Here is a 23,307-nt window from a genome sequence, read left to right on the forward strand (position 1 = left end):
GGACCCCCGTCGGGCGGCGCGCTCGCGGGCGCGTACCGGCCGCCGCCGGTACGCGCCCGCCCGTCAGCAGCCGATCGGCGCGGAGCCGACCGCCACGTCGTCGAACCACAAGGTGTCGTCGCCGACCCCGTAGCTCTCCCAGCCCAGCCGCAGCGCGGTGGGCCGGGGCGGGGTGGTCCGCGAGAGCCACTGGTCGTCCACGTCGCGGGTGGGGACGCCGTCGGCGTGCAGGCCGGGCACCTGCTCGTCGCCCAGCCAGGTGTCGAGCCCCGGAGCCGTGGTGTCGACGGCGAACCGCAGGCACTGCCAGCTGCCCGTCGGCAGGGGCCTGCTCAGCCCCACCCCGGTCGGACTCTGCGCCGGAAGCGTCGCGTCGTCGGTCTCCCGGTTCCACTGGAGCGCCCCGTTCTGCCCGCCGATCCGCAGCGCCTTCCCGCCCTGGGAGCTGTCGGGCATCGACACGAAGGCGACGTGCGCGGCCGGCAGCGCCGTGGTGTGCCGCACCCACATGCGCACGTACATCACGGGACCCACGGACGAGAGGTCCGCGGTGGAGGCCACGAAGGCGTGGTTGCAGTACCCCGCCTTCCCGTCCAGCCGCAGCGAGCGCGTGCCGCTGTGCGCGGTCTGCGTGTCCACGGCGGCCGTCCCGGTGCCCTGGCAGTCGGGCGCGGTGAACCGCCAGTTCCCGGCGGGTGCCGAACCGGCTTGGTCCTCGAAGTCGTCGCAGACGACCGCGTCGCCGCACTCGGCGGAGGGCGGCGTGGTGGGCGGCGGCGTCGTCGGAGGCGGCGTGGTCGGGGGCGTGGTGTCCTCGCCCCCGCAGGACACGCCGTTGAGCGCGAAGCCCGTGGGCGCGGGGCCGCCCGCCTGCGAGGTCCCCTGCACGCCGAAGGAGACGGTGCCGCCCTCGGCCACCGCGCCGTTCCAGGCCGTGCTGACGGCGGTCACGGCGTGGCCGGTCTGCGTGACCGTGGCGTTCCAGCCGGAGGTGACCTGCTGGTCTCCTTCGTACGTCCAGGTCAGCCGCCAGTCGCTGAGCGCCGGGCCCTCGTTGGTGACGCTGACCTCGGCGGTGTAGCCGCCGGTCCACTCGTTGGCGGTGTAGTCGACCTGGCACCCGGGCGCGGACTCCGCCGCCGCGGCCCGGCCCCCGTCGGGCATGGCGACGAAGAGCGACAGGGCCAGCGCGACGACGGAGCCGGCCGCCGTCCAGGTTCTGCGCGGTAAGCGGCGGGGGTGGATGGTCATGTGCGCCTCCTCGGGGCGTGGGGAAGTATGTGGGAGCGCTCCCATGTATGACAGCGGCTTGACGAGACACTGTCAATACGATGACAGGCGGAGACTTCCGAGGGTTCGAAAGTTTCGCCGCGCGATCTCCGGCAGCAACGCACCCATGGCCCCGGCCGCCTTCACGGTCGGCCGACGCACGACACCTCACACCCACTGAAGTGCACCGATGGCGTACTGACACAGTGTCGGATCGGACCGACGCTTTCGAAATACTTGCCGAAACTATTGACAGTCACCCGAGGGGGCCAAAAACTCCGTGCTCAGGCCCGGCCGTGCCGCCCGTGCGGCCGGAACTCCCCTTCACCTGGAGGACAGTTCATGCGTCTCCGATTCGACCGCCGCCCGGCCGCCATGGTGGCGGGGCTCGTGCTCGCCGCGGCGAGTTCGCTGGGTCTGACCGCCACGGCAGCGGCACCGGCCCAGGCCGCCGCCTGCAACGGCTACGTGGGCCTGACGTTCGACGACGGCCCGTCCAACGACCACACCCCCGCCCTGCTCAACGCCCTCAAGCAGAACGGCCTGCGGGCGACCATGTTCAACGAGGGGCAGTTCGCCGCCTCGTACCCGGCGCAGGTGAAGGCCCAGGTCGACGCGGGCATGTGGGTCGGCAACCACAGCTACACCCATCCCCATCTCACCCAGCAGAGCCAGGCGCAGATCGACTCGGAGCTCTCCCGGACCCAGCAGGCCATCGCGGCCGCGGGCGGCGGCACACCGAAGCTGTTCCGGCCGCCGTACGGGGAGACCAATGCCACCCTCAAGGCCGTCGAGGCCAAGTACGGGCTCACGGAGGTGATCTGGGACGTCGACTCGCAGGACTGGAACGGGGCGAGCACCGACGCCATCGTCCAGGCCGTGTCGCGCCTCTCCAGCGGCCAGGTCATCCTGATGCACGAGTGGCCCGCCAACACCCTGGCCGCCATCCCGCGCATCGCCCAGTCGCTCGCCTCCCGGGGCCTGTGCTCCGGCATGATCTCGCCGCAGACCGGGCGCGCCGTCGCCCCCGACGGCAGCAGCGGTGGCGGCGACGGCGGGAACACCGGCGGCTGCACGGCGACCCTCTCCGCCGGACAGAGCTGGGGCGACCGCTACAACCTCAACGTCGCGGTCTCGGGCTCCAGCAACTGGACCGTGACGATGAACGTCCCGTCCCCGGAGAAGATCCTCTCCACCTGGAACATCAGCGCCAGTTACCCCAGCGCCCAGGTGCTGACCGCCAAACCCAACGGCAGCGGCAACAACTTCGGCGTCACCATCCAGACCAACGGCAACTGGACCTGGCCGACCGTCTCCTGCGCCACGAGCTGAACGGCCCGCCCCCATGGTGAAGCGCCCCGCACCCGTGTGCGGGGCGCTTCGCCATGCCTCCCCCGGGCCGGCGTGAGCTGCCCGAAACCAGTCGTTCACTCCGTCGTGGACTCCGGTGAAACAACCGGTTCCTAGCGTCTCCGGCCATGGACGCGACGCTGGACACGACGCTGTATACGCCCCCGGACACACGGCGGGACGCGGACGCGGAGCCCGCGCCCTCACTCCGCGAGACGGTGTACGGGCGGCTGCGCGCGGCCGTGCTCGACGGCGGGTTCGGGCCGCGCGAGCGGCTGGCCGAGACACGGCTCGCCGCCCGCTTCCGCGTTTCGCGGACCCCGGTGCGCGAGGCCCTGGCGCGTCTGCTCGCCGACGGCCTGATCGAGCGCGGGGACGGCGGCTTCTTCGTCACCATCCCCAACCTGGCCCAGCTGCGCGACCTCTACGAACTGCGGGGCACCCTGGAACTGCGCGGCATCGCCCGGGCGATCGAGGACCCGTCCGTACGGCATGACCCGGCCGTCCTCAAGGCCGAGCTGGACCGCTGGTACGCCATGCGCGAGCGGCCCCCGGCCCCCGATCCCCGCTTCGTCGTCCAGGACGAGCGCTTCCACGCCGAGCTCTCCCGCGCCTCCGGGAACCCCGCCCTGACGGATGCCCTCGTGGCCGTCGGCGAGCGCATCCGCCGGGTCCGGATGTACGACTTCCTCACCCCGGACCGGATCGGGACGACCATCACGGAGCACATCGAGATCATGGAGGCCGTCCGCGACGGACGCCTCGCCGACGGCCACCGCGCCCTGCACGCCCATGTCGGCGACTCCATGGCCGTCGTCCTCGAACGGGCCCGGCGCGCCATGACGCAGATGGCCCTGCACGCCGACCTCCTCTGAAACCCCGGCGGCCGACGACGTCCGCCCCCGTCCTCAGCACGGCCTTCCCTCCGTACACCGCTCTCCGAAGGGCTGCCCATGAGTACGACCGAGTCACGTGCGACGTCCACACCACCGACCGCTGCCAGGAACCGGGCGACGAGCGAAACGCTGGAGGACTACACCCTCCGCTTCGCGCCCCGCGGATACCGCCGCTGGACCCCCGCGGTGGTGGCCACCACCGCCCTGGGCGGGATCGCCTACATGGCCGACTTCTCGATCGGCGCGGGAATCGGCCTGGCCCACGGCACCGGGAACGCACTGCTGGCCATCGCGGTGGCCGCGGTCGTCATCTTCGCCACCGGCTTCCCGCTGGCCTACTACGGCGCCCGGTACAACCTCGACCTGGACCTGATCACCCGGGGCTCCGGTTTCGGTTACTACGGCTCGGTCCTGACCGGCGTCATCTTCGCCAGCTTCACCTTCATCTTCTTCGCCCTCGAAGGCTCGATCATGGCGCAGGGCCTGGAACTGGGCCTCGGACTGCCGCTCTGGCTCGGCTACCTGGTCTCGACGCTGATGGTCATCCCGCTGGTGATCTACGGAATGTCGGCGCTCAGCAAGCTCCAGGTGTGGACGACGCCGGTCTGGCTGCTGCTCATGGTCGGCCCGCTGGTGTATCTGGTCGCCACCGACCCCGGCACCGTCGACCGGTTCCTCTCGTACGCCGGAACCGACGGCAAGGGCGGCATCGACACCGCGTCCGTGCTCCTCGGTGCCGGGGTGTGCCTCTCGCTCATCGCGCAGATCGGCGAGCAGATCGACTACCTCCGCTTCATGCCGCCGAAGACCGAGGCGAACAAGCGCACCTGGTGGGCCGCCGTGGTCATGGCCGGACCCGGATGGGTGGTGCTCGGCGCGCTCAAGCAGGCCATCGGGGTGTTCCTCGCCGTGTACATCATCGCGGAGGTCGGAGCCACCGCCGCGCCCGAGCCGATCCAGCAGTTCCGGGGCGCCTTCGACGCGATGATGCCGTCCTGGCTCGTCGTCCCGCTGGCCGTGGTCCTGGTGGTCATCAGCCAGATCAAGATCAACGTCACCAACGCGTACTCCGGCTCGCTCGCCTGGACCAACTCCTTCACACGGGTGACCCGGCACTACCCCGGGCGGCTGGTCTTCGTGCTGGTCAACCTCGGCTTCGCGCTCGCGCTGATGGAGGCCGACATGTTCAGCTTCCTCAACGACATCCTCGGCTTCTACTCCAACTGCGCCATCGCTTGGATCGTCACCGTCGCCACCGACATCGGCGTCAACAAGTACCTGCTGCGCATCTCGCCGCTCCGGCCGGAGTTCCGCCGGGGCATGCTGTACGCGGTCAACCCCGTCGGCGTGGTCGCCTTCACCGCCGCCTCCGGCCTGTCGATCGCGATGTACTTCCACGCCCTGGGCAACACCCTCCAGCCGTACTCCCCCGTCGCCGCCGCCGTCATCGCCTTCGTGCTGACGCCCCTGGTCGCATACGTCACCAAGGGCCGCTACTACCTGCGCCGCACCGACGACGGCCTGGACGAGCCGATGCTCGACGCCGACGGCAACCCGAGCGCGGTGACCTACGACTGCCACGTCTGCCACCAGTCGTACGAACGCCCCGACGTCGCCGCCTGCGCCACCCATGACGCGGTCGTCTGCTCGCTCTGCCTGAGCACCGACGGCGTGGGGGACCACGTGCTGCCCGCACAGCCTCCGCTCGCCTGAACCCCGGCCCCGTACCCAGGAGTTGCCGTCATGTTCGACACCCTGCTCATCGCCAACCGCGGCGAGATCGCCTGCCGGGTCATCCGCAGCGCCGAAGCCCTCGGCCTGCGTACGGTGGCCGTGTACTCCGACGCCGACCGCACCGCCCCGCACGTCCGCCTCGCCGACGAGGCGGTGCGCCTCGGCCCCGCCCCCGCCGCCGAGAGCTATCTGCGGGCGGACGCCGTCCTGGAGGCCGCCCTCGCCACCGGGGCCGGGGCGGTCCACCCCGGCTACGGCTTCCTGTCCGAGAACACGGCGTTCGCCGCCTCCGTGGAGAAGGCGGGCCTCGCGTTCGTCGGCCCCACGCCCGCCCAGCTGGAGGTGTTCGGCGCCAAGCACACCGCACGGGCCGCGGCGCTCGCGGCGGGCGTGCCGCTGCTGCCCGGCAGCGGGCTCCTCGCCGACGAGGAGGCGGCCCTGCGCGCGGCGGAGCGGACCGGCTATCCCGTGATGCTCAAGGCGACCGGCGGCGGAGGGGGCATCGGCATGCAGGCGTGTGCCGGGCCCGCGGAGCTGCGGGACGCCTTCGCCCGGGTGTCCCGGCTGGCCCGGGGCAGCTTCGCCGACGGCGGGGTCTTCCTGGAGCGCTACGTGGAGCGCGCCCGCCACGTCGAGGTACAGGTCTTCGGGGACGGCACCGGGTCCGTCGTGGTGCTCGGCGACCGCGACTGCTCCCTCCAGCGCCGCAACCAGAAGGTGCTGGAGGAGGCCCCGGCGCCGGACCTGCCGCCTCACCTGCGCTCCGTACTCCACACCGCCGCCCGGGAGTTGTGCGCCTCGGTGGACTACCGGTCGGCCGGGACCGTTGAGTTCGTGTACGACCCGGTGCGCGAGGAGGCGTACTTCCTGGAGGTCAACACCCGTCTCCAGGTCGAGCATCCGGTGACCGAGGAGATCCACGGCATCGACCTCGTCGCCTGGATGCTGCGCCTCGCGCGCGGCGAGAGCGGGTTCCTGACGGAGCCGCCCGCCCGGGGCCACGCGGTCGAGGCGCGGATCTACGCCGAGGACCCGGCCCGGGACCACCGGCCGAGCTCCGGCCTGCTGACCCGGGTCGGCTTCCCGGAGGGCGTGCGGGTGGACGGCTGGGCGGAGACCGGGCAGCACGTCTCCTCGGCGTACGACCCGATGCTCGCCAAGGTCGTCGCGACCGGGGACACCCGTGCGCAGGCGTTCGCCCGGCTGGCCGAGGCGCTGGACGGGACGGTGGTGGACGGGGTGGAGACCAACCTCGGGCTGCTGCGCGCCGCCTGCCGCGAACCGGTCGTGCTCGACGCCCGGCACACCACGGCGACCCTGGCCGGTCTGCGCGATCCGCGCCCCCGGATCGACGTCGAGCGCGGTGGTGCCCAGACCACGGTGCAGGACTGGCCGGGGCGCACCGGCTACTGGGAGGTCGGCATCCCGCCCGGCGGTCCGATGGACGACCTCTCGTTCCGCCTCGGCAACAGGGCCGTGGGCAACCCGGAGGGCGCCCCCGGCCTGGAGTGCACGCTGGAGGGGCCCGCGCTGCGCTTCTCCGCACCGGCCACCGTCTGCGTCACCGGGGCCCCCGCCGCGGTCACCGTCGACGGCCGCCCCTCCGCCATGTGGGAGCCGGTCGAGCTCGCCGCCGGGCAGCTGCTCGACGTCGGCACCGCGCAGGGCCCCGGGATGCGCACTTACGTCCTGGTGCGCGGTGGCCTCGACGTCCCCGGCTACCTGGGCAGCGCGGCCACTTTCACCCTGGGCGGCTTCGGCGGCCACGCGGGCCGCGCCCTGCGCACCGGCGACGTACTGCGGCCCGCCCGGCCCGGGCCCGAGGCTCCCGCGCCCGCCCCCGTCCCGGCCGCCTCGCGCCCGCACTTCGCCGCGCACTGGCGCATCGCGGTCAGCGAAGGGCCGCACGCCGCACCGGACTTCCTCACCCGGGAGGGCATCGCGACGGTGTACGGGACGCACTGGAAGGTCTCCGCCCAGTCGGCGCGCACCGGGGTGCGTCTCGTCGGGCCCCGCCCCGAGTGGGCCCGTCCGGACGGCGGCGAGGCCGGACTGCATCCGTCCAACGTGCACGACACCGCGTACTCCGTCGGCGCGGTCAACCTCACCGGCGACACCCCGGCGATCCTCGGCCCCGACGGGCCGAGCCTGGGCGGCTTCGCCTGCCCGGTCACCGTGGTGCGCGGCGAGCGGTGGAAGACGGGCCAGCTGCGCCCGGGCGACACCGTCCAGTTCGTGCCGGTGACCGAGCGGACCGCCGACGCCTTGCGCCGGACCCCGGCGCTCCTCACGTTCCCGGCCCCCGGCGGCCCGGACGGCGACGACGGAGTGCTCGGCCGCCGCCCGGCCGACGGCACCGCCCCCGAGGTCACCTACCGGCGGGGCGCCGACGACAACATCCTGGTCGAGTACGGCCCCATGACCCTCGACCTGGGCCTGCGGATGCGCGTCCACGCCCTCGCGGAGCACATACGGGCGCTCGCGCCGCGCGGTCTCGTCGACGTCACTCCGGGCGTGCGCTCGCTGCATCTGCACACCGACCCGGACGTGCTGCCGCTGCGCACCCTGCTCGGTCTGCTCCGGGAGGCCGAGGGCCAGTTGCCGGCCACCGCCGATCTGCGGGTGCCCAGCCGGGAGGTGCACCTTCCGCTGTCCTGGGACGACCCGACCGTGGACGAGGCCATCGACCGCTACGCGGCCTCGGTGCGCGGGGACGCCCCCTGGAATCCGTCCAACATCGAGTTCATCCGCCGTATCAACGGCCTGGGGAGCGTCGAGGACGTACGCCGTACGGTCTTCGACGCCCGCTATCTCGTCCTCGGCCTCGGTGACGTCTATCTCGGCGCCCCGGCCGCGACCCCGCTCGACCCCCGCCACCGCCTGGTGACCACCAAGTACAACCCGGCGCGCACCTGGACGGCGGAGGCCGGTGTGGGCATCGGGGGCTCGTACCTGTGCGTCTACGGAATGGAGAGCCCCGGCGGCTATCAGCTCATCGGCCGGACGGTCCCGGTGTGGGGCGGTCTGCGCCCGCCCCGCTCCTTCGCCGACGGCACGCCGTGGCTGCTGCGGTTCTTCGACCGGATCGTCTGGCACCCGGTCGGTCCGGCCGAACTCCTGGACATCCGGGGCGACCTCGCCGCCGGGCGCACCGCACTCGACATCCGCCCGGGCGTCTTCTCGCTCGCCGGGCACGAGGCGTTCCTGCGGGAGAACGCGGCGGACATCGCCGCCTTCCGGACCCGCCAGTCCGCCGCCTTCGAGATTGAGCGGCGGGCCTGGGAGGCGGCGGGCGAATTCGCCCCGCGCGCCGAACCGGAGCCGGCCGCCGAGGGAACCGCCCCGCTCACCCTGCCGCCCGGCTCGGGACTGGTCGAGGCCCCGCTGAGCTCCACCGTGTGGAAGGTCGAGGCGGGTCCCGGCACCCGGGTCGAGCCGGGACAGGTCCTTCTGGTCCTGGAAGCCATGAAGATGGAGGTCGTGGTGCGCGCCCCCGCACAGGGCGTCGTCACCGACGTCCTCGTCAGCCCCGGACAGCAGATCGACGCCGGCACACCGCTGGCCGTCGTCGCACGAGAGGAAGCAGCGTGACCCAGAGCTGCGTCGCACGCGTCACCGCCGCCTACCGCCGTATCGCCGAGACCGACCGGCCGGAGGTGTGGATCCTCCTGCGCCCGGAGGAGGAAGTCCTGGCGGAGGCCGCCGCCCTGGACGCCCGGCCGGCCACCGACGAGCCGCTGCCCCTGGCGGGCGTCCTGCTCGCCGTGAAGGACAACATCGACGTGGCGGACCTGCCCACGACGGCCGGCTGCCCCGCCTTCGCCTACGTCCCGGACGCGTCCGCGACAGCCGTACAACGGCTGCTGGACGCGGGCGCGATCCTGCTGGGCAAGACCAATCTGGACCAGTTCGCCACCGGCCTGGTCGGGACGCGGAGCCCGTACGGTGCCGTGCGCAACGCCCTGCGTCCCGGGAAGATCTCCGGCGGGTCCAGTTCCGGTTCGGCGGTCGCCGTGGCCCTCGGCATCGTGGACATCGCGCTCGGCACCGACACGGCGGGCTCCGGCCGCGTCCCCGCCGCCCTCAACGGCATCGTCGGCATCAAGCCCACGCTGGGGGTGGTGCCGACCACCGGCGTGCTCCCCGCCGCCCGCCCCTACGACGCGGTCACGGTGTTCGCCCGCACCCTCACCGAGGCCCAGACGGCGATGGGTGTCATGACGGGACCGGACAGCGGCGACCCGCGTGGCCGGGCCTGGCCCGACGACGTCCGTCTCTCCGCCCCGGCCCGGCCCCGGATCGCGGTTCCCCGGGAGGAGGATCTCGCCCCGCTGTCGCCCGGCGCGCGCGCCGCGTTCGCCGCGGCCGTCAAGCAACTGGAGGCCGCCGGCGCCACGGCCTCCGTGGTGGACGTGTCACCGCTGCTGGCGGCGGCCCGGCTGCTCTACGACGGGGCGCTGGTCGCCGAACGCTACGCGGCCGTCGGCGATTTCATCGCGGGGAGCCCGTCGGCGGTGGACCCCACGGTCGCCGGGATCATTCTCGCCGCCGCCACTCTGCCCGCCCATGCGCTGGCCGCAGACCAGGAACGGCTGGACCGCTACCGGATGCAGGCGGAGAGCCTGCTGTCCGCGTACGACGCGCTGCTGCTGCCGACGACCACCGGGCATCCGGACATCGCCGAGGTGCTGGCCGATCCGGTGGGGGTCAACTCCCGGATGGGCACGTACACCAACTTCGTGAACCTCCTGGACATGGCGGCCGTCGCGGTTCCGGCCGGGGACGCGGACGGCGGCCCGTTCGGGGTCAGCGTCGTCACCCGCGCCTTCGAGGACCAGCCGGCCATCGACATCGCCGCCCTGCTCACCGGGGAACAGGCACCGCACCCCCTGCCCGACGGGGGCACCGCCCTCGCCGTGTTCGGCGCCCACCTGACCGGACAGCCGCTCAACCATCAGCTCACCGATTCCGGCGCCCGGTACGCGGGTGCGGTGACGACCGCCGCGTCGTACCGGCTCACGGCGCTCGGGACGACCCCGCCCAAGCCGGGCCTCGTCCGTGTGGGGCCGGGGGACGGGGCCGCGATCGCGGGCGAGCGCTGGATCCTCTCGCCCGGCGCCCTCGGGCGCTTCCTCGCGGCGCTGCCGGCGCCCATGTCGCTGGGACGCGTCGAACTCGATGACGGCAGTTGGGTCCTCGGCTTCCAGTGCGACCCGCTCGCCGCGGCGAGCGGCACCGACATCACGGAGCACGGCGGCTGGCGCGCCTACCTGGAGGCGACGACCGCCTGACAGTGCGGGAGGCGCCGGCGCGCCCGCGCGGACCGGGCGGCCGCCGCCACCCGGCGTACACCGAGTGGCGCGCCCGGTCCCGTGCCTCGATGCTGTTTCGGCGCCGCCCGTACACCCGCACCGAGAGGCCCGACATGCCCGTGGACGAACCCCCTCCCGCGGGCGGCACACGCGCACGTCTGGAACTCCAGGCGATCCGGGCGCTGCTGGACGCCCAGCGCCGGCGCGTCACCCGGTACGCCGAGCGGTACGGGCCCCCCGCGCCCGACGCCGTGCCCCGGGCTCCGCGGTCCGTCGCGGATCACCCGCCCTCCGGTCAGGAGGTGCTCGACGCCCTCCCGGTGGCGGCCCTGCTGCTGACTCCGGTGTTCGGCGAGGACGGCGAGGTCCGGGATGTCGTCCTCCTCGCCCGCAACGCCACGGCCCGTGCCGACGCGGGCTCCCGGTTCCCCGGCGAGGCCCTGCCCCCGTGGACGGGGCCGGTGTCGCTCTTCGAGCGGGTCCCCTCGCTGGCCGCCACGGCGATCCCGCGCATGCTGGCCGACGCGCACCGCACGGGCGCGCCGCAGCAGAGCGACGCGGTGGAGTGGCTGGTGAACACGCGGACGGGGCCGGTGCGGGTCAGCGCGGAGGTGCGGATCGCGCCCTGCGGCCACCACTTCCTGCTCACCTGGGAACCGGGCGGCCGCCTCCGCATGGCCGCGGCTGCCCAGCAGTTGGTGCGCACGTGCTGGGCGGAGTGGAATCTCGCCGACGACGGCATCCAGCCGTCCCGGGGCTTCCGCCAGGTGCTGGGTCTGCCGGAGCACGTCCCGGTGCCCAGCCTTTCCGACCTGGCCGCCGCCACCACACCGGACTGCCTGTCCACGCTGTACCAGACGTTGTACGACGTCCTCCTGCGCAAGCGCGTCACCCAGTGCGAGCTGCGCTTCCGTGGCAGCGAGCGCGTCTTCCGCATGGTCGCCGAGCCGGTGCGCATCGTGCCCGGCGGCCTGGTGTGGGCCCTGCGGGCGGTCCTGACCGACGTCACCACGGACCGGCGCAGGCGGGAGGCGACACGGCGGGCCGAGCGCCACGCGCGCCGCGAGCACGAGCGTGCCGACGCGGTGGCGGAGATCGCCGGGGTCCTGCGCGACGCGGTGCTGCCGCACTTCCAGGACGAGCTGGACAGCTACGGCCTGGAGGCGGCGGCCGTCTACCGCCCCGACGCGGCCGGGGCCGGGGTCGGTGGCGACTGGTACAAGGCCCGCGGGCTGCCCGACGGGCGGCTGCTGCTCGCGCTGGGCGATGCCCGGGGCCACGGCCTGGACGCGGTCACCCTGATGGCCAAGCTCCGTTACGCGCTCGCGGGGCTCGCGTACACCTTCGAGCCCGTGGAGCGGCTGACGGAGTGGCTCAACGAGGTGGCCTGCGCGGACGCCCGGGAGTCCACCGCCACCGCGATCATCGCCCGCTACCACCCCGAGCGCACCCTGCTCCGCTGGACCTGCGCCGGGCATCCGCGCCCGGTGCTGCTGCGTGACGGGCGCGCGGCCCAACTGCCGGCGCCCGCCGGAGGGCCCGGGCTCACCCTGGGCGTGCTGCCGGGCACGTCGTACCAGGCAGGCGAGACGAAGTTGGAGGCGGGCGACATCGTCCTGATGTACTCGGACGGACTGACCGAGCGCCGTCCCGCCGACCCCGACCAGGACGCGCTCCGCTTCCGCCGCGCGGCCGAGAGCTGCTTCCGGGAGTTCGCGCCGGACCCCGGCAACGCCGGGCTCCAGGACTACGTCGAACGGCTGGTGGGCCGCTTGGACGGCGACCACCGCACCGACGACGCGACCCTCCTGGCCCTGCGCCGGCCCTGACCGGCGGCCGGTGGTGTCAGTGGGCTCCCGTAGTCTTCCGGCCATCACTCACCGCCTGGAAGGACCAAGAGAGTTGACTGGCCTGTCCGCCTTTCCGCTGCCGTTCCACACCTCCCGCGCCGGCGGGTCCGCGCAGCCCCGCACCCTGCGTGAGCTGGAGATGATCGCGTGCAGCGCGCACCTTCGGGCGAAGCCGGGATGGTTCGAGAAGATGCACGACACGGCCATAGCCGCCAAGTGGACGCGGGAGGCGGTCGACCAGGGCCTCACCGAGGCGCAGGTGCGCTATGTGCTGGCCGAGCTCGCGCACTACGCGGAGCTGCGGGACGCCCGTACCGGCATCGAGGTCTCGGCCGTCGACGGGGTCTGGCAGTCGGACACGCTGATCGACGCGGAGCTGCGGTCGCGGCTGCGTGCGGCGGTCCGGGTGCTGGAGGAGGTTCCCGAGGAGGAGAAGGACTGGCATCCGGGGTCGGACGGCCAGGTGCTCGACCTGGTGCATCCTTCGCTGTTCTGCCTGGTGCGGGACGTGAGCGGCGGTCCGGAGCGGGCCTGGGAGAACCCGGCGAACCGCTACTCGAAGTACGAGTTCTCGGAGCGCTTCCAGTGGCTGCCCACGGACGTCGACGTCAGTGCGGACGGCGAGGCCGCCTTCCGTTCGTACGTGAACAACGTCCACCCCGAGGAGCACCGGGAGCTGGCCGCCGTCCTCCCTGAGCTGTTCGCCCGGATGCTCCCGCTGTGGAAGAACGTGCTCACCGATCTGCGCCGTTCGCGGCCCTTGCGGATCGAGGCCGACCCGTACGGCTGGTACGACGCGGAGCCGGAGTATCCGGACGAGGAGGACTTCAGCGACGCCGACGCGTACGAGAAGGCGGTCGTGGCGCACGAACTGGCAGCCGACGACTGGTATCAGAACCGTCGGCCGGTCATCCCGGACGCCCCGGAATACACCGCGCCCGAGCCGGCCGACGAGTCCGACCGGGTCTCCCTGAACGGTCGCCGGCTCCAGGTCATCGCCAAGCTGGCGACCATCCACCTGACGCCGGAGAAGCCCGAGTACGCCGGGGGTTCCTGGCATGTCGAGGGAATGCTGAACGAGCGGATCGTGTCGACCGCCATCTACTACTGGGACAGCGAGAACATCACGGAGAGCCGGCTGGGCTTCCGGACCGCCGTCGACGATCCGGACTACGAGCAGAGCGACTACACCGGCGTGCGTGAGGTGTACGGCCTGGAGAACGAGTGTGCGCTGAACCAGGTACTGGGCCACGCCTCGACCCCGGCCGGGCGCTGTCTGGCGTTCCCCAACATGCTCCAGCACCGGGTCGGTTCGTTCCGCCTCGCCGACCCGGGCCGCGCCGGGCACCGGAAGATCCTGGCGTTCTTCCTGGTGGACCCGTCGGAGACGATCGTCTCGACCTCCGACGTGGCGCCGCAGCAGCCCTGGGCCGGCACCTCGACCATGACCCTGGACGAGGCGAAGGCGTACCGCGAGGAGCTCATGCGGGAGCGCAAGTTCTTCGTGGACGAGCACAACGAGCAGCTGTTCGAGCGGGAGTTCTCCCTCTGCGAGCACTGAGCACGTACGTCCGCCGGCTCGCACCCGGGCAGGGTGTGAGCCGGCGGGACGCGGTGGGGCGGCCGGCAGGTCAGCGCAGTCCGGCGAAGAGGTCGTTCTCGGGGAGAGGGGCGTCGGTGGTGTCCCTGACGCGCACGAAGGGTTCGACGCCCATCAGCTCGCCGAACCGCTCCTTGCCCATCTTGAGGAAGAAGATGTTCTCGCCCTGGCTGGCGTGCGCGGCCAGGGAGTCGAACTTCTGGCCGCTGAACGCGGTGGTGTCGACCCAGGTGGTGATCTCGTCGTCGGGCAGGCCGATCTCCGCCATCGCCGCGGCCTCCTCGGGGTCGGGCTCCGGCAGGTCCTCGCCGAACTCGCGCATCATCTCCCCGAAGCGCTGCATCATCGAGCGCGGGGCCGTCGTCCAGTAGACCTTCGGCGTCAGGTCGGTCAGCTCCAGGGCGGCCATCGTGATGCGGTTGGCCTGGATGTGGTCGGGGTGGCCGTAGAAGCCGTTCTCGTCATAGGTGACGACCACATCGGGCCGGTAGTGGCGCATCAGCTCGGCGAGCCGGGCGGCGCCCTCCTCGACGGGCGTCCCCCAGAAGGAGCCGGGGGCGTCGTTGGCCGGCCAGCCCATCATCCCGGAGTCGGCGTAGTCGAGCGTCTCCAGATCGCTGATCTTCAGTACCTCGCAACTGGCCTCCAGCTCCCGGCGGCGCATCACGGCGACGGCCGCCGGGTCGTGCCCGGGATCGCCCGGCTTCACGCCGCCCGGTCCGTCCCCGCATCCGCCGTCGGTACAGGTCACCAGCACGGTGCGGATGCCTTCCGCCGCATACCGGGCGAGCACGCCCCCGGTCCCGGTGGCCTCGTCGTCGGGGTGGGCGTGCACTGCCATGAGGGTCAGCGGCCGGTCAGTCATCACAGTCCTCCAGCGGAAACGAGCATGCGGTACGAGGGTGCGGCGGATCCGCCGCACCCTCGGTCGGTGCAACCGCCCGGACCGGGCGCGGTGTTCCCGGCGGGGCCGACCGGTCTGGCCGGAACCCGACGCCCGGCCTCCTCGGCGGTGGCATATTCCTCAAGTGGGTGGCGGACGCGTGAGGGGGAGGCGAGCAGAAATGGCTGAGGTGGAGCTTTCGGCCGGGACGGTCGAGTACCAGGACACCGGCGGTGAGGGGCCGGTCGTGGTCCTGCTGCACGGCGTCGCGATGGACGGCTCCCTGTGGCGGAACGTGGTGGAGCCCCTGCGCTCCGACCTCCGCTGTGTGGTGCCGACACTGCCGCTGGGCGGCCACCGCCGGCCGATGCGGCCCGACGCGGACCTGTCGGTCGCGGGCGTGGCCCGGTTGGTCGCCGAGTTCCTCGACCGGCTCGACCTGCGTGACGTCACGCTGGTGATGAGCGACTGGGGCGGTGCGCAGGCCCTGGTCGCGGAGGGCAGGGACGAGCGGATCGGACGGCTCGTCATCACGTCGTGCGAGGCGTTCGACAACTTCCCGCCGGGCGTGCCGGGCCGCAACCTCCACACCTCGGCGAAGCTGCCGGGCGGCATCAACCTCGCCTTCCGGCTGCTCAAGGCGAAGCCGATGCGCCGGCTGCCCGTGACCTGGGGCTGGATGAGCAAGCGCCCGGTCCCGCACGAGGTGATGAACGCCTGGTTCACCCCGCTGTGGACCTCCGAGGAGATCCGCCGGGACCTGCGCAAGTACGTGCTGGGCGTCCCGCCGAAGAGTGAACTGCTCGGCTGGGCGGAGAAGCTGCGGGACTTCGACCGGCCCGCCCTCGTGGTGTGGGCGGCCGAGGACAAGGTCATGCCCCCGGAGCACGGGCGCAGGCTGGCCGAGCTGCTGCCCAAGGGGCGGCTCGTGGAGATCGAGGACAGCTACACCCTGATCCCCGAGGACCAGCCGGCGGAGCTCAGCGCACACATCCGGTCCTTCGTGCTGGACGGCGGGGCCGCCTCCTCGTAGCTCCCGGACCGTGGGGAAGACTGGGGCCATGAGCGAGGTCGTTTTCACACGCGGGAGTGGCTGGATCCCGCGCGTGGTCCGCGAGGGCGGGGTGCTGAAGCTGATGCTCGGGGCCGGGGCGGACGCCAACCACGAGCCCCGGACGTTCACGTTCCCGGTCGGGGACGAGCATCTCGCGGTGATCCGGGAGGATCTGGGCCGCCATCTGCTGCTGTGGAGTGCGGTGCTGCCACTGTGCGACGCCGCCGGAACGCGCGGCCGGCTCGATGAGGGCGCCGCCGTGGCCCTCCTGGACCCGGTCCTTCTCGCCGCACCCGCCGACGTCGACGCGTACTTCCGTCGCATCCCCTGGGACAAGGGCATGCTCATCGCCCACGGGGCCGGGATCGAATCGCTCGAACGGGGCCGGGTCTGTGCGGCTGTGCGTACGGCGACGGAGGCGTCCGACGCGAAACGGGCCCAGGAGTACCACGCCCGGCGCCGCCGCGCCGAACGCGGCACCGTACTCGGACCGCTCGACGCGGCGGTCCTGAGGTACACCGGCCAGTACGTGCACGGCGCGACGGTCCCGAGGCGGTTGCCCGACGCCGTCGACGCCGCGCAGCGGCCCGGGGTCATGCGGGTGATCGCCACCGCGGAACACGCGTGCGACGGCCTGCGGATCGACCGCGATCCACGGCGCGGCAAACGCGGCACGGACAAGCGGGACTGGCAGCGGATGGCGACGGCGGTCGAGTCGGCCGTACGCCGGGACCACCCGGAACTCGCCGACGAAGCGGTGCGCACCGTGAGCTTCCTGATGTGCTCGGAGGCCGCCGACCGCGCCAGGAGCACGCCGCTGGAGGCGTACGAGGAGGCCGGGTGCGGCCTTACGGTCCTGTCCTTCACCGACGACAAGGGCGCCGAGAGGAAGTGGCGCCCGGGCGGCCCCCGTCACGCCGCCGCGGAGTTCTGGCAGTTCGTCGAGGACCGTGTCGCGGGGGACAACGAGGTCTTCACCATCGAGGACGAGGCGAGGGGCGAAGGGATCCAGGTCCACTTCTACGCGGACTCCGTCGCCCGGATCACGACCGTGCGCGAGGGGGTGGGCGGGGCAGATCCGGAGTACCGCGTCGAGTACGCCCTGGTCGACGGAATCCGTGGGTACCGGAGCGTGGTGAGCGCCTTCGTCCGTGGTGGCTGCGCCGCGCTCGACGGGCTGGGCCCCTGGCTGGCGGACCACGCGGAGTTCGAGCGCGCGCGCCGTCGGCGGGGCGGCCGGTAGCCGGGGTCAGGCGGGTCCCGCCGAGCCGCCCGGGCCCACCACGGTGAGCAGGTCCACGATGAAGATCAGGGTGGAGTGGGGCGGGATGAAGGCGGAGGGCGACTGCTTGCCGTAGCCGAGACGCGGGGGAACGATGATCTCGCGCCGGCCTCCGGCCCTCATGCCCCGCACGCCCCGGTCCAGGCCCTTGATGGCCTTGCCGCCGCCCACGGCGAACTTGAACGGCCGGCCCTGCTCCCAGGAGGAGTCGAACTCCCTCCCGGACGCGAACGTGACGCCGACGTAGTGGACCTGCACCACCCTGCCCGGCAGCGCTTCCGGCCCCTCTCCCACCACGAGGTCACGGGTCGTCAGCTCGGTGGGCGCGGCGCCCTCCGGCACATGGACCTCGGGCTTGGCCGGTTCACTCATCACAGTCCCCTTACTCGTCGGCGGTTCCGGTCGCTCCGGGAAGCTCACCGTACGTGTCGGCCCCCAGGGTCCGCGTTCCGGTCAGGCGAACACCGCTGCCATCTTCTCGGCGGACTTCAGCCCCGCTCCGGTGAGCACGACGACGGTCGTCTCGTCCGGTGCGATCTCACCGGTCGCGATGAAGTGGTCGAGGGCCGCCGCCGCGACGCTGCTGGTGGGCTCGGCGTACAGGCCGCGCGCGCTCAGGGCGCGGACGGCGGCGCGGATCTCCGCCTCGGGAACGGCGTACGCGGCTCCGCCGGAGCGGCGGATGGCCTCCACCGCCTCGGGCAGCCGGACCGGACGGGCGATGGACGCGCCCTCGGCGATGGTCGGCACCCGCTCGCCGCGCGTGCCCGGGTCGATGCCGTTGAACGTGTCGGCGATGGTCGCCCAGTGCTCGGGCTGCCCGACGAAGAGACGCGGGCGCCGGTCGGTCTGCCCGGCGGCGAGCAGCTCGCCGAACGCGAGGTCGCACCCGATGACGTTGCTGCCGGCCCCGGCGACGAGGACCACGTTGTCGGGCACGGTGAAGCCCAGGGACTCCCACATCTCGTAGGCGACGGTCTTGGTGCCCTGGATGAACATGGGGTGCCAGTTGTGGCTGGCGTACGAAGTACTCCGCGCCTGCCGGATCGCCTCCTCCGCGACCTCGTCGCGGGTGCCCGGCACGAGCTCGATCTCGGCTCCGTACGCCCGGGCCTGGAGAATCTTGGCCGCCGAGGTGGCGGCGGGGACGATGATCCGGGCGCGGATCCCGGCCGCGGCGGCGTAGGCGGCCACGGCGGAACCACCGTTCCCCGAACTGTCCTCAAGCACACGGTCGACACCGTGCGCAGCGAGGTGGGAGATCATCACGGACACGCCCCGGTCCTTGAAGCTGGACGTCGGATTGAACCATTCCAGCTTGAAATGGACCCGCCGCCCGGCCCAGTCGACCGGGATCATCGGCGTGCAGCCCTCCCCCAGGCTCACCCGTCGGCCGACCGGAACGGGCAGCGCGGCGTGATATCGCCAGAGGGAACGCTCGCCGGTGTCGATCTGCTCGGGCCGCAGCCCCGGCAGCGCACTGACGGCTAGCGGCCCGCCGTCATCGCCGCGCCAACGGGGATCGTCCAGGGGGTAGCACCGGCCGGACCGGTCGAGGAGGACGGGGGCGGCACCGCCCGAGGGCTGTTCATCGGCCATGGCGGTCCCGGCTTCCCCTCACTCGGCGTACGCCTCAGATTAGACGTGCGGTCCAGATGTGAAACACCACGCCCAAGGACCCCGGTCACCCCAGGAAACTCAACCGCACCTTCCGCTCCGCGTTGTCGACGTTCGTGTCGACCAGGCACACCGACTGCCACGTGCCCAGTTCCAGGCGGCCCGCGATCACCGGCAGGGTGGCGTGCGGGGGGACCAGGGCCGGGACCACGTGGTCGCGGCCGTGGCCGGGGTGGCCGTGGCGGTGCTGCCAGCGGTCGTCGGCGGGCAGCAGGGTGTGGAGGGCGGAGAGGAGGTCGTCGTCGCTGCCCGCGCCGGTTTCCAGGACCGCGATTCCGGCGGTGGCGTGCGGGACGAAGAGGTTGAGCAGGCCGTCGCGGCCGGAGGCCGCGCGGGCGAGGAACTGTTCGCACTCCGACGTCAGGTCGGTGACGGTCTCCGTCGAGCCCGTCGTGAGGTGCAGGACCGTGGTGGTGAAGGCAGAAGGCATGCGTCCCATCCTGCCAAGGGCCGGAGCCGGGGCCGGAACCGTCGGGCGGCGACGCGCGGGAAGTTCCGTGGGCCCGTCGGAGTTGGTAGAAGCGTGAACGATTTGGCGATGCGGTCGGTGGACGTCGTGGTGATCGGCGCAGGGCAGGCGGGTCTGTCCGCCGCGTACCACCTGCGACGCGTCGGTCTGGAGCCGGACCGCGACTTCGTGGTCCTCGACCATGCGCCCGCGCCGGGCGGCGCCTGGCAGTTCCGGTGGCCTTCGCTGACGTACGGCAAGGTGCACGGCATGCACGCCCTGCCGGGGATGGTGCTGAGGGAGGCGGACGAGGAGCGGCCCTCCTCCGAGGTCATCGGCGCCTACTTCGACCGTTACGAGCGCGCGTTCGGGCTGCAGGTGCACCGGCCGGTGGACGTCGGCGCCGTGCGCGAGGGCGAGGGCGGCCGGCTGCTGGTGGAGACCTCCGAGGGTACGTACGTGACGCGTGCCCTGATCAACGCGACCGGGACGTGGGACCGGCCGTTCTGGCCGCGTTACCCGGGGCAGGAGACGTTCCGGGGGCGGCAACTGCACACGGCCGACTATCCGGGCCCGGCCGGGTTCGCCGGACAGCGGGTGGTCGTGGTCGGCGGCGGCGCCTCCGGTACGCAGCATCTGATGGAGATCGCCGAGGTGGCGGCGGAAACCCACTGGGTGACGCGCCGGCCGCCGGTCTTCCGGGAGGGGCCCTTCGGGGCGGACCGGGGTCGGGCCGCCGTCGCCATGGTGGAGGAGCGGGTCCGGCGCGGGCTGCCGCCGCAGAGCGTGGTGAGCGTGACCGGGCTGCCCGTCAACGACGCCATCCGGAGCGCCCGGGAGTCCGGGGTGCTGGACCGGCTCCCCATGTTCGACCGGATCACGCCCACCGGGGTCGCCTGGGACGACGGCCGCCGCGTCGAGGCCGACGTCATCCTGTGGGCCACCGGCTTCCGCGCGGCCATCGACCATCTCGCCCCGCTGCGGCTGCGGGAGCGCGGCGGCGGTATTCGGGTCGAAGGCACCCGGGCCGCACGCGACCCGCGTATCCACCTCGTCGGCTACGGCCCGTCCGCCAGCACGATCGGCGCCAACCGTGCCGGGCGCGCCGCCGTGCGGGAGATCGTCGCGTTGCTGCGGGACGGGGCACCCGAGGAGTCCGTAGAGGCGCCCGCCCTCGTCTGAGGTCCGTGGGCGCCCGCCTCATCCCCCTCCCCGGTTCCGGTTGAACTCCGCCACGTTCCGCTGCTGTTCCGCGTAGTCGTCCGTGAAGCGGGTGTCGCCGGGGGCCACCGTCACGAAGTACAGCCAGGGGCCCGGGGTGGGGGTGATGGCGGCGGTCATCGCCTGGTCGCCCGGGTTGCCGATGGGCGTGGGCGGGAGGCCCTTGTGGGCGTAGCTGTTGTAGGGGTTGTCGAGCTTGGTGTCGCCCGTGGTGGTGTCCAGGGTGCTGCGGTTCAGCGCGTAGTTGAGGGTGGAGTCCATCTGGAGCGGCATGCCCCGGTCCAGGCGGTTGTGGATGACGCGGGCGACCTTGCCCATGTCCGCCTCGGTGTCCGCCTCGGCCTGGATGATGCTGGCGATGGTCACCGTCTGGTAGACGGTCACGTCGTTGCGCCGGGCGCCCGCCGTGATGTGGTCGGCGCCGAAGTGGCGGCCCGCCGTGTCGGTCATGTAGCGCAGCAGGCTCTTCGGGGTGGTCGCGGAGGTGACCGGGTAGGTCGCCGGGTAGAGGTAGCCCTCGGGGTTGCCCCGTGCCGCGGCCGGGAGCGGCAGGTCCGACGTCGGCACGGCTGCGGCGGTCGTGCCCGCGGGTACGCCGAGGGACTGGTCGACGGCCTCGTAGACCTGGGTCGCCCGGCGGCCCTCGGGGATCACCAGCGTGCGGGCCGTTTCCTCGTTCTGCGGTTCTCGTGTCAGCAGGGGGACGAGCACGGCTGCGGCCACGGCGAGGACGAGCAGGGAACCGATGAACAGCGTCAGGCGGCCGCGCCGGGTCAGGCGCGTGCGACGGCGGGGCGGGGTGGCCGGGGGCTGGGAATCCGGGGGCTCGTGCGCCATGCGGGCACGCTAACCCGCGCCGGTCCCGGCCCCGGGGACGCCATGCCCGGCGGCACGCCGTCCGGTCAGCCCGCCACCGGGGCCATCTCCGTGTCCCGGCGGACCAGTGCCGCATACCGTCCGTCGAGCCGGAGCAGCTCCTCGTGGGTGCCGCGCTCCGCGGTGCGGCCGCCGTCGAGGACGACGATCTGATCGGCGTCGCGGACGGTGGAGAGCCGGTGGGCGATGGTGATCGTGGTCCGTCCGGCGGAGAGCGCCTCGATGGCCTCCTGCACAGCGAATTCGGTACGGGTGTCGAGCGCGCTGGTCGCCTCGTCCAGGATCAGCACCGGCGGGTCGCGCAGGATCGTCCGCGCGATGGCGAGGCGCTGCTTCTCGCCGCCGGAGAAGCGGTAGCCGCGTTCCCCCACGAGGGTGTCGTAGCCGTCGGGGAGCGAGGTGATGTGGTCGTGGATCTGCGCGGCGCGGGCCGCCGCCTCGATCTCCTCGTCGGTGGCGTCCGGCTTCGCGAAGCGCAGGTTCTCGGCGACCGAGGCGTGGAAGAGGTACGTCTCCTGCGAGACGACGCCGACCGCCCGGGCGAGGGTGTCGAAGTCGAGGTCGCGCACGTCGACCCCGTCGAGGGTGACCCGGCCGCCGGTCACGTCGTAGAGCCGGGGCACGAGGTAGCTGAGGGTGGACTTGCCGGACCCCGTGGGGCCGACGACGGCCAGTCCGGCTCCGGCGGGCACGGTGACATCGACGCCGCTGAGCGTCGGGCCGCTCTTCTCGTCGTAGCTGAAGTCGACGTTCTCGAAGCGGACCTCGCCGCGGATCTTCTCCAGGCGCACCGGATTCTCCGGCTCCGTGATGTCCACGGTGAGGTCGAGGTACTCGAAGATCCGCTGGAAGAGCGCGAGGGACGTCTGCATCTGCACGCCGGTGGAGAGCAGGCTCACGGCGGGGCGGAAGAGGCCCTGCTGGAGGGAGACGAAGGCGACGAGGGTGCCTATCGAGACGGCGGGCCCGCCGGACTGGAGGGCCATGCCCGCGGCCCAGTAGATGACGGCCGGCATGGCGGCCATGACGATGCCGATCGTGGACATCCGCCACCGTCCGGCCATGCTGGCTCGCACTTCGAGGTCGACCAGCCGCTCGGACTCCTCGGCGAAGCCGTGGGTGAGCGAGTCGGAGCGGCCCATGGTGCGGCCCAGCAGGATGCCGCTGACGGACAGCGACTCGGTGACGGTGGCGGCCATGGCGGCCATCTGCTTCTGGCGCTGGGTGGTGATCTTCTTGCGCTCGCGGCCGACCCGGCGGCTGACCCAGACGAAGACGGGCAGCAGGAGCAGCGAGACGACGGTGAGCCGCCAGTCGAGCGCGAGCATGGCGACGACGGTGGCGATGACCGCGGTGAGGTTGGAGACGAGCGAGGTCGCCGTCGAGGTGACGGTGGCCTGCATGCCCCCGATGTCGTTGGCGATCCGGGACTGGACCTCACCCGTGCGGGTCCGGGTGAAGAAGGCGAGCGGCATCCGCTGCAGCTGGGCGTAGACGGCGGTGCGCAGGTCGTGCATGACGCGCTGGCCGACGGTGGTGGAGATGAGGGTCTGAAGCACGCCGAAGACGCTGTTCATCACGGCGGTGAGGACCATGCCGAGGGCGAGCAGCGTGAGCAGGCCGGTCCGCCCCTGCGGAAGGGCGGTGTCCAGGATCTCGCGCAGGAGGAACGGTGAGGCGACCGACACCAGCGACGAGGCGCCGACGAGCAGTCCGACCACCGCGAGGCGGCCGCGGTACGGGCGGAAGAGGCGGAGGATGCGGCGCAGCTCGGCGGGCGGCTGGGCGGGGTCCTTGGGCGGGGGTGTCCACGTGGGTCCGTCGGGTTTCATGAGCTCCTTCGTCCGGCGTGCGG

At 72.7% G+C, this 23,307-nt stretch carries 17 protein-coding genes; 10 read left to right on the forward strand and 7 right to left on the reverse strand.

Annotated elements, in window-relative coordinates; translation table 11 throughout:
* Positions 1-63: 63 nt before the first annotated feature.
* Complete coding sequence (locus ACZ6C6_RS29200) at positions 64-1,251, reverse strand: cellulose-binding domain-containing protein (RefSeq protein ID WP_469206952.1); 1,188 nt, start codon at positions 1,249-1,251, stop codon at positions 64-66.
* Between the two features lie 360 nt (positions 1,252-1,611).
* On the opposite strand from ACZ6C6_RS29200, the gene ACZ6C6_RS29205 reads away from it, so the two are divergent.
* The 7 genes from ACZ6C6_RS29205 to ACZ6C6_RS29235 all read left to right on the forward strand — a co-directional run bounded on the left by ACZ6C6_RS29205 (position 1,612) and on the right by ACZ6C6_RS29235 (position 13,972).
* Complete coding sequence (locus tag ACZ6C6_RS29205) at positions 1,612-2,601, forward strand: polysaccharide deacetylase family protein (protein ID WP_469206954.1); 990 nt, start codon at positions 1,612-1,614, stop codon at positions 2,599-2,601.
* Positions 2,602-2,747: 146 nt separating this feature from the next.
* Complete coding sequence (locus ACZ6C6_RS29210; RefSeq protein ID WP_469206956.1) at positions 2,748-3,494, forward strand: GntR family transcriptional regulator; 747 nt, start codon at positions 2,748-2,750, stop codon at positions 3,492-3,494.
* 78 nt (positions 3,495-3,572) lie between these two features.
* Positions 3,573-5,228, forward strand: coding sequence for a purine-cytosine permease family protein (locus tag ACZ6C6_RS29215; protein WP_469206958.1), 1,656 nt, complete (start codon positions 3,573-3,575; stop codon positions 5,226-5,228).
* 30 nt (positions 5,229-5,258) lie between these two features.
* Positions 5,259-8,840, forward strand: a complete 3,582-nt coding sequence (gene uca / locus ACZ6C6_RS29220) for an urea carboxylase (RefSeq protein WP_469206960.1) — start codon at positions 5,259-5,261, stop codon at positions 8,838-8,840.
* A complete protein-coding gene (gene atzF / locus ACZ6C6_RS29225) occupies positions 8,837-10,540 on the forward strand; it encodes an allophanate hydrolase (protein ID WP_469206962.1) in 1,704 nt (567 codons plus the stop codon). Before uca ends, atzF begins: the two co-directional genes overlap by 4 nt.
* Positions 10,541-10,629: 89 nt before the next feature.
* The gene (locus ACZ6C6_RS29230) at positions 10,630-12,390 is read left to right on the forward strand and encodes a PP2C family protein-serine/threonine phosphatase (protein WP_469206964.1); all 1,761 of its coding nucleotides are present in this window, start codon (positions 10,630-10,632) and stop codon (positions 12,388-12,390) included.
* Positions 12,391-12,463: 73 nt separating this feature from the next.
* The gene (locus ACZ6C6_RS29235) at positions 12,464-13,972 is read left to right on the forward strand and encodes a DUF4246 domain-containing protein (RefSeq protein ID WP_469206966.1); all 1,509 of its coding nucleotides are present in this window, start codon (positions 12,464-12,466) and stop codon (positions 13,970-13,972) included.
* A 70-nt stretch (positions 13,973-14,042) separates the two neighbouring features.
* Here ACZ6C6_RS29235 and ACZ6C6_RS29240 read toward each other — a convergent pair whose 3' ends face one another.
* A complete protein-coding gene (locus tag ACZ6C6_RS29240) occupies positions 14,043-14,876 on the reverse strand; it encodes a PIG-L family deacetylase (protein WP_469206968.1) in 834 nt (277 codons plus the stop codon).
* Between the two features lie 199 nt (positions 14,877-15,075).
* Between ACZ6C6_RS29240 and ACZ6C6_RS29245 the strand changes: the two genes are divergently transcribed.
* Together ACZ6C6_RS29245 and ACZ6C6_RS29250 are read left to right on the forward strand one after the other, a co-directional pair.
* Entirely contained in the window at positions 15,076-15,927 is an 852-nt protein-coding gene (locus ACZ6C6_RS29245; RefSeq protein ID WP_469206969.1) for an alpha/beta fold hydrolase, read from the forward strand.
* Between the two features lie 28 nt (positions 15,928-15,955).
* The gene (locus tag ACZ6C6_RS29250; protein WP_469206972.1) at positions 15,956-17,191 is read left to right on the forward strand and encodes a DUF6357 family protein; all 1,236 of its coding nucleotides are present in this window, start codon (positions 15,956-15,958) and stop codon (positions 17,189-17,191) included.
* Positions 17,192-17,197: 6 nt separating this feature from the next.
* Here ACZ6C6_RS29250 and ACZ6C6_RS29255 read toward each other — a convergent pair whose 3' ends face one another.
* From ACZ6C6_RS29255 to ACZ6C6_RS29265, 3 genes are all read right to left on the reverse strand, one after another.
* Positions 17,198-17,602, reverse strand: coding sequence for an FKBP-type peptidyl-prolyl cis-trans isomerase (locus tag ACZ6C6_RS29255; protein ID WP_469206974.1), 405 nt, complete (start codon positions 17,600-17,602; stop codon positions 17,198-17,200).
* Positions 17,603-17,683: 81 nt separating this feature from the next.
* Positions 17,684-18,829, reverse strand: a complete 1,146-nt coding sequence (locus ACZ6C6_RS29260) for a threonine synthase (RefSeq protein ID WP_469206976.1) — start codon at positions 18,827-18,829, stop codon at positions 17,684-17,686.
* An 85-nt stretch (positions 18,830-18,914) separates the two neighbouring features.
* Positions 18,915-19,337: a secondary thiamine-phosphate synthase enzyme YjbQ gene (locus tag ACZ6C6_RS29265; protein WP_469206978.1), complete on the reverse strand. Its 423-nt coding sequence runs from the start codon at positions 19,335-19,337 to the stop codon at positions 18,915-18,917.
* A 108-nt stretch (positions 19,338-19,445) separates the two neighbouring features.
* On the opposite strand from ACZ6C6_RS29265, the gene ACZ6C6_RS29270 reads away from it, so the two are divergent.
* Positions 19,446-20,537, forward strand: a complete 1,092-nt coding sequence (locus tag ACZ6C6_RS29270) for an NAD(P)-binding domain-containing protein (RefSeq protein ID WP_469207245.1) — start codon at positions 19,446-19,448, stop codon at positions 20,535-20,537.
* 18 nt (positions 20,538-20,555) lie between these two features.
* Here the strand turns inward: ACZ6C6_RS29270 and mltG are convergent, their stop codons facing one another.
* Both mltG and ACZ6C6_RS29280 read right to left on the reverse strand, forming a co-directional pair.
* Positions 20,556-21,413, reverse strand: a complete 858-nt coding sequence (gene mltG / locus ACZ6C6_RS29275) for an endolytic transglycosylase MltG (protein WP_469206980.1) — start codon at positions 21,411-21,413, stop codon at positions 20,556-20,558.
* 65 nt (positions 21,414-21,478) lie between these two features.
* Complete coding sequence (locus ACZ6C6_RS29280) at positions 21,479-23,284, reverse strand: ABC transporter ATP-binding protein (RefSeq protein WP_469206982.1); 1,806 nt, start codon at positions 23,282-23,284, stop codon at positions 21,479-21,481.
* Positions 23,285-23,307: the final 23 nt, after the last annotated feature.

This window comes from Streptomyces sp. NPDC041814 (assembly GCF_055590565.1).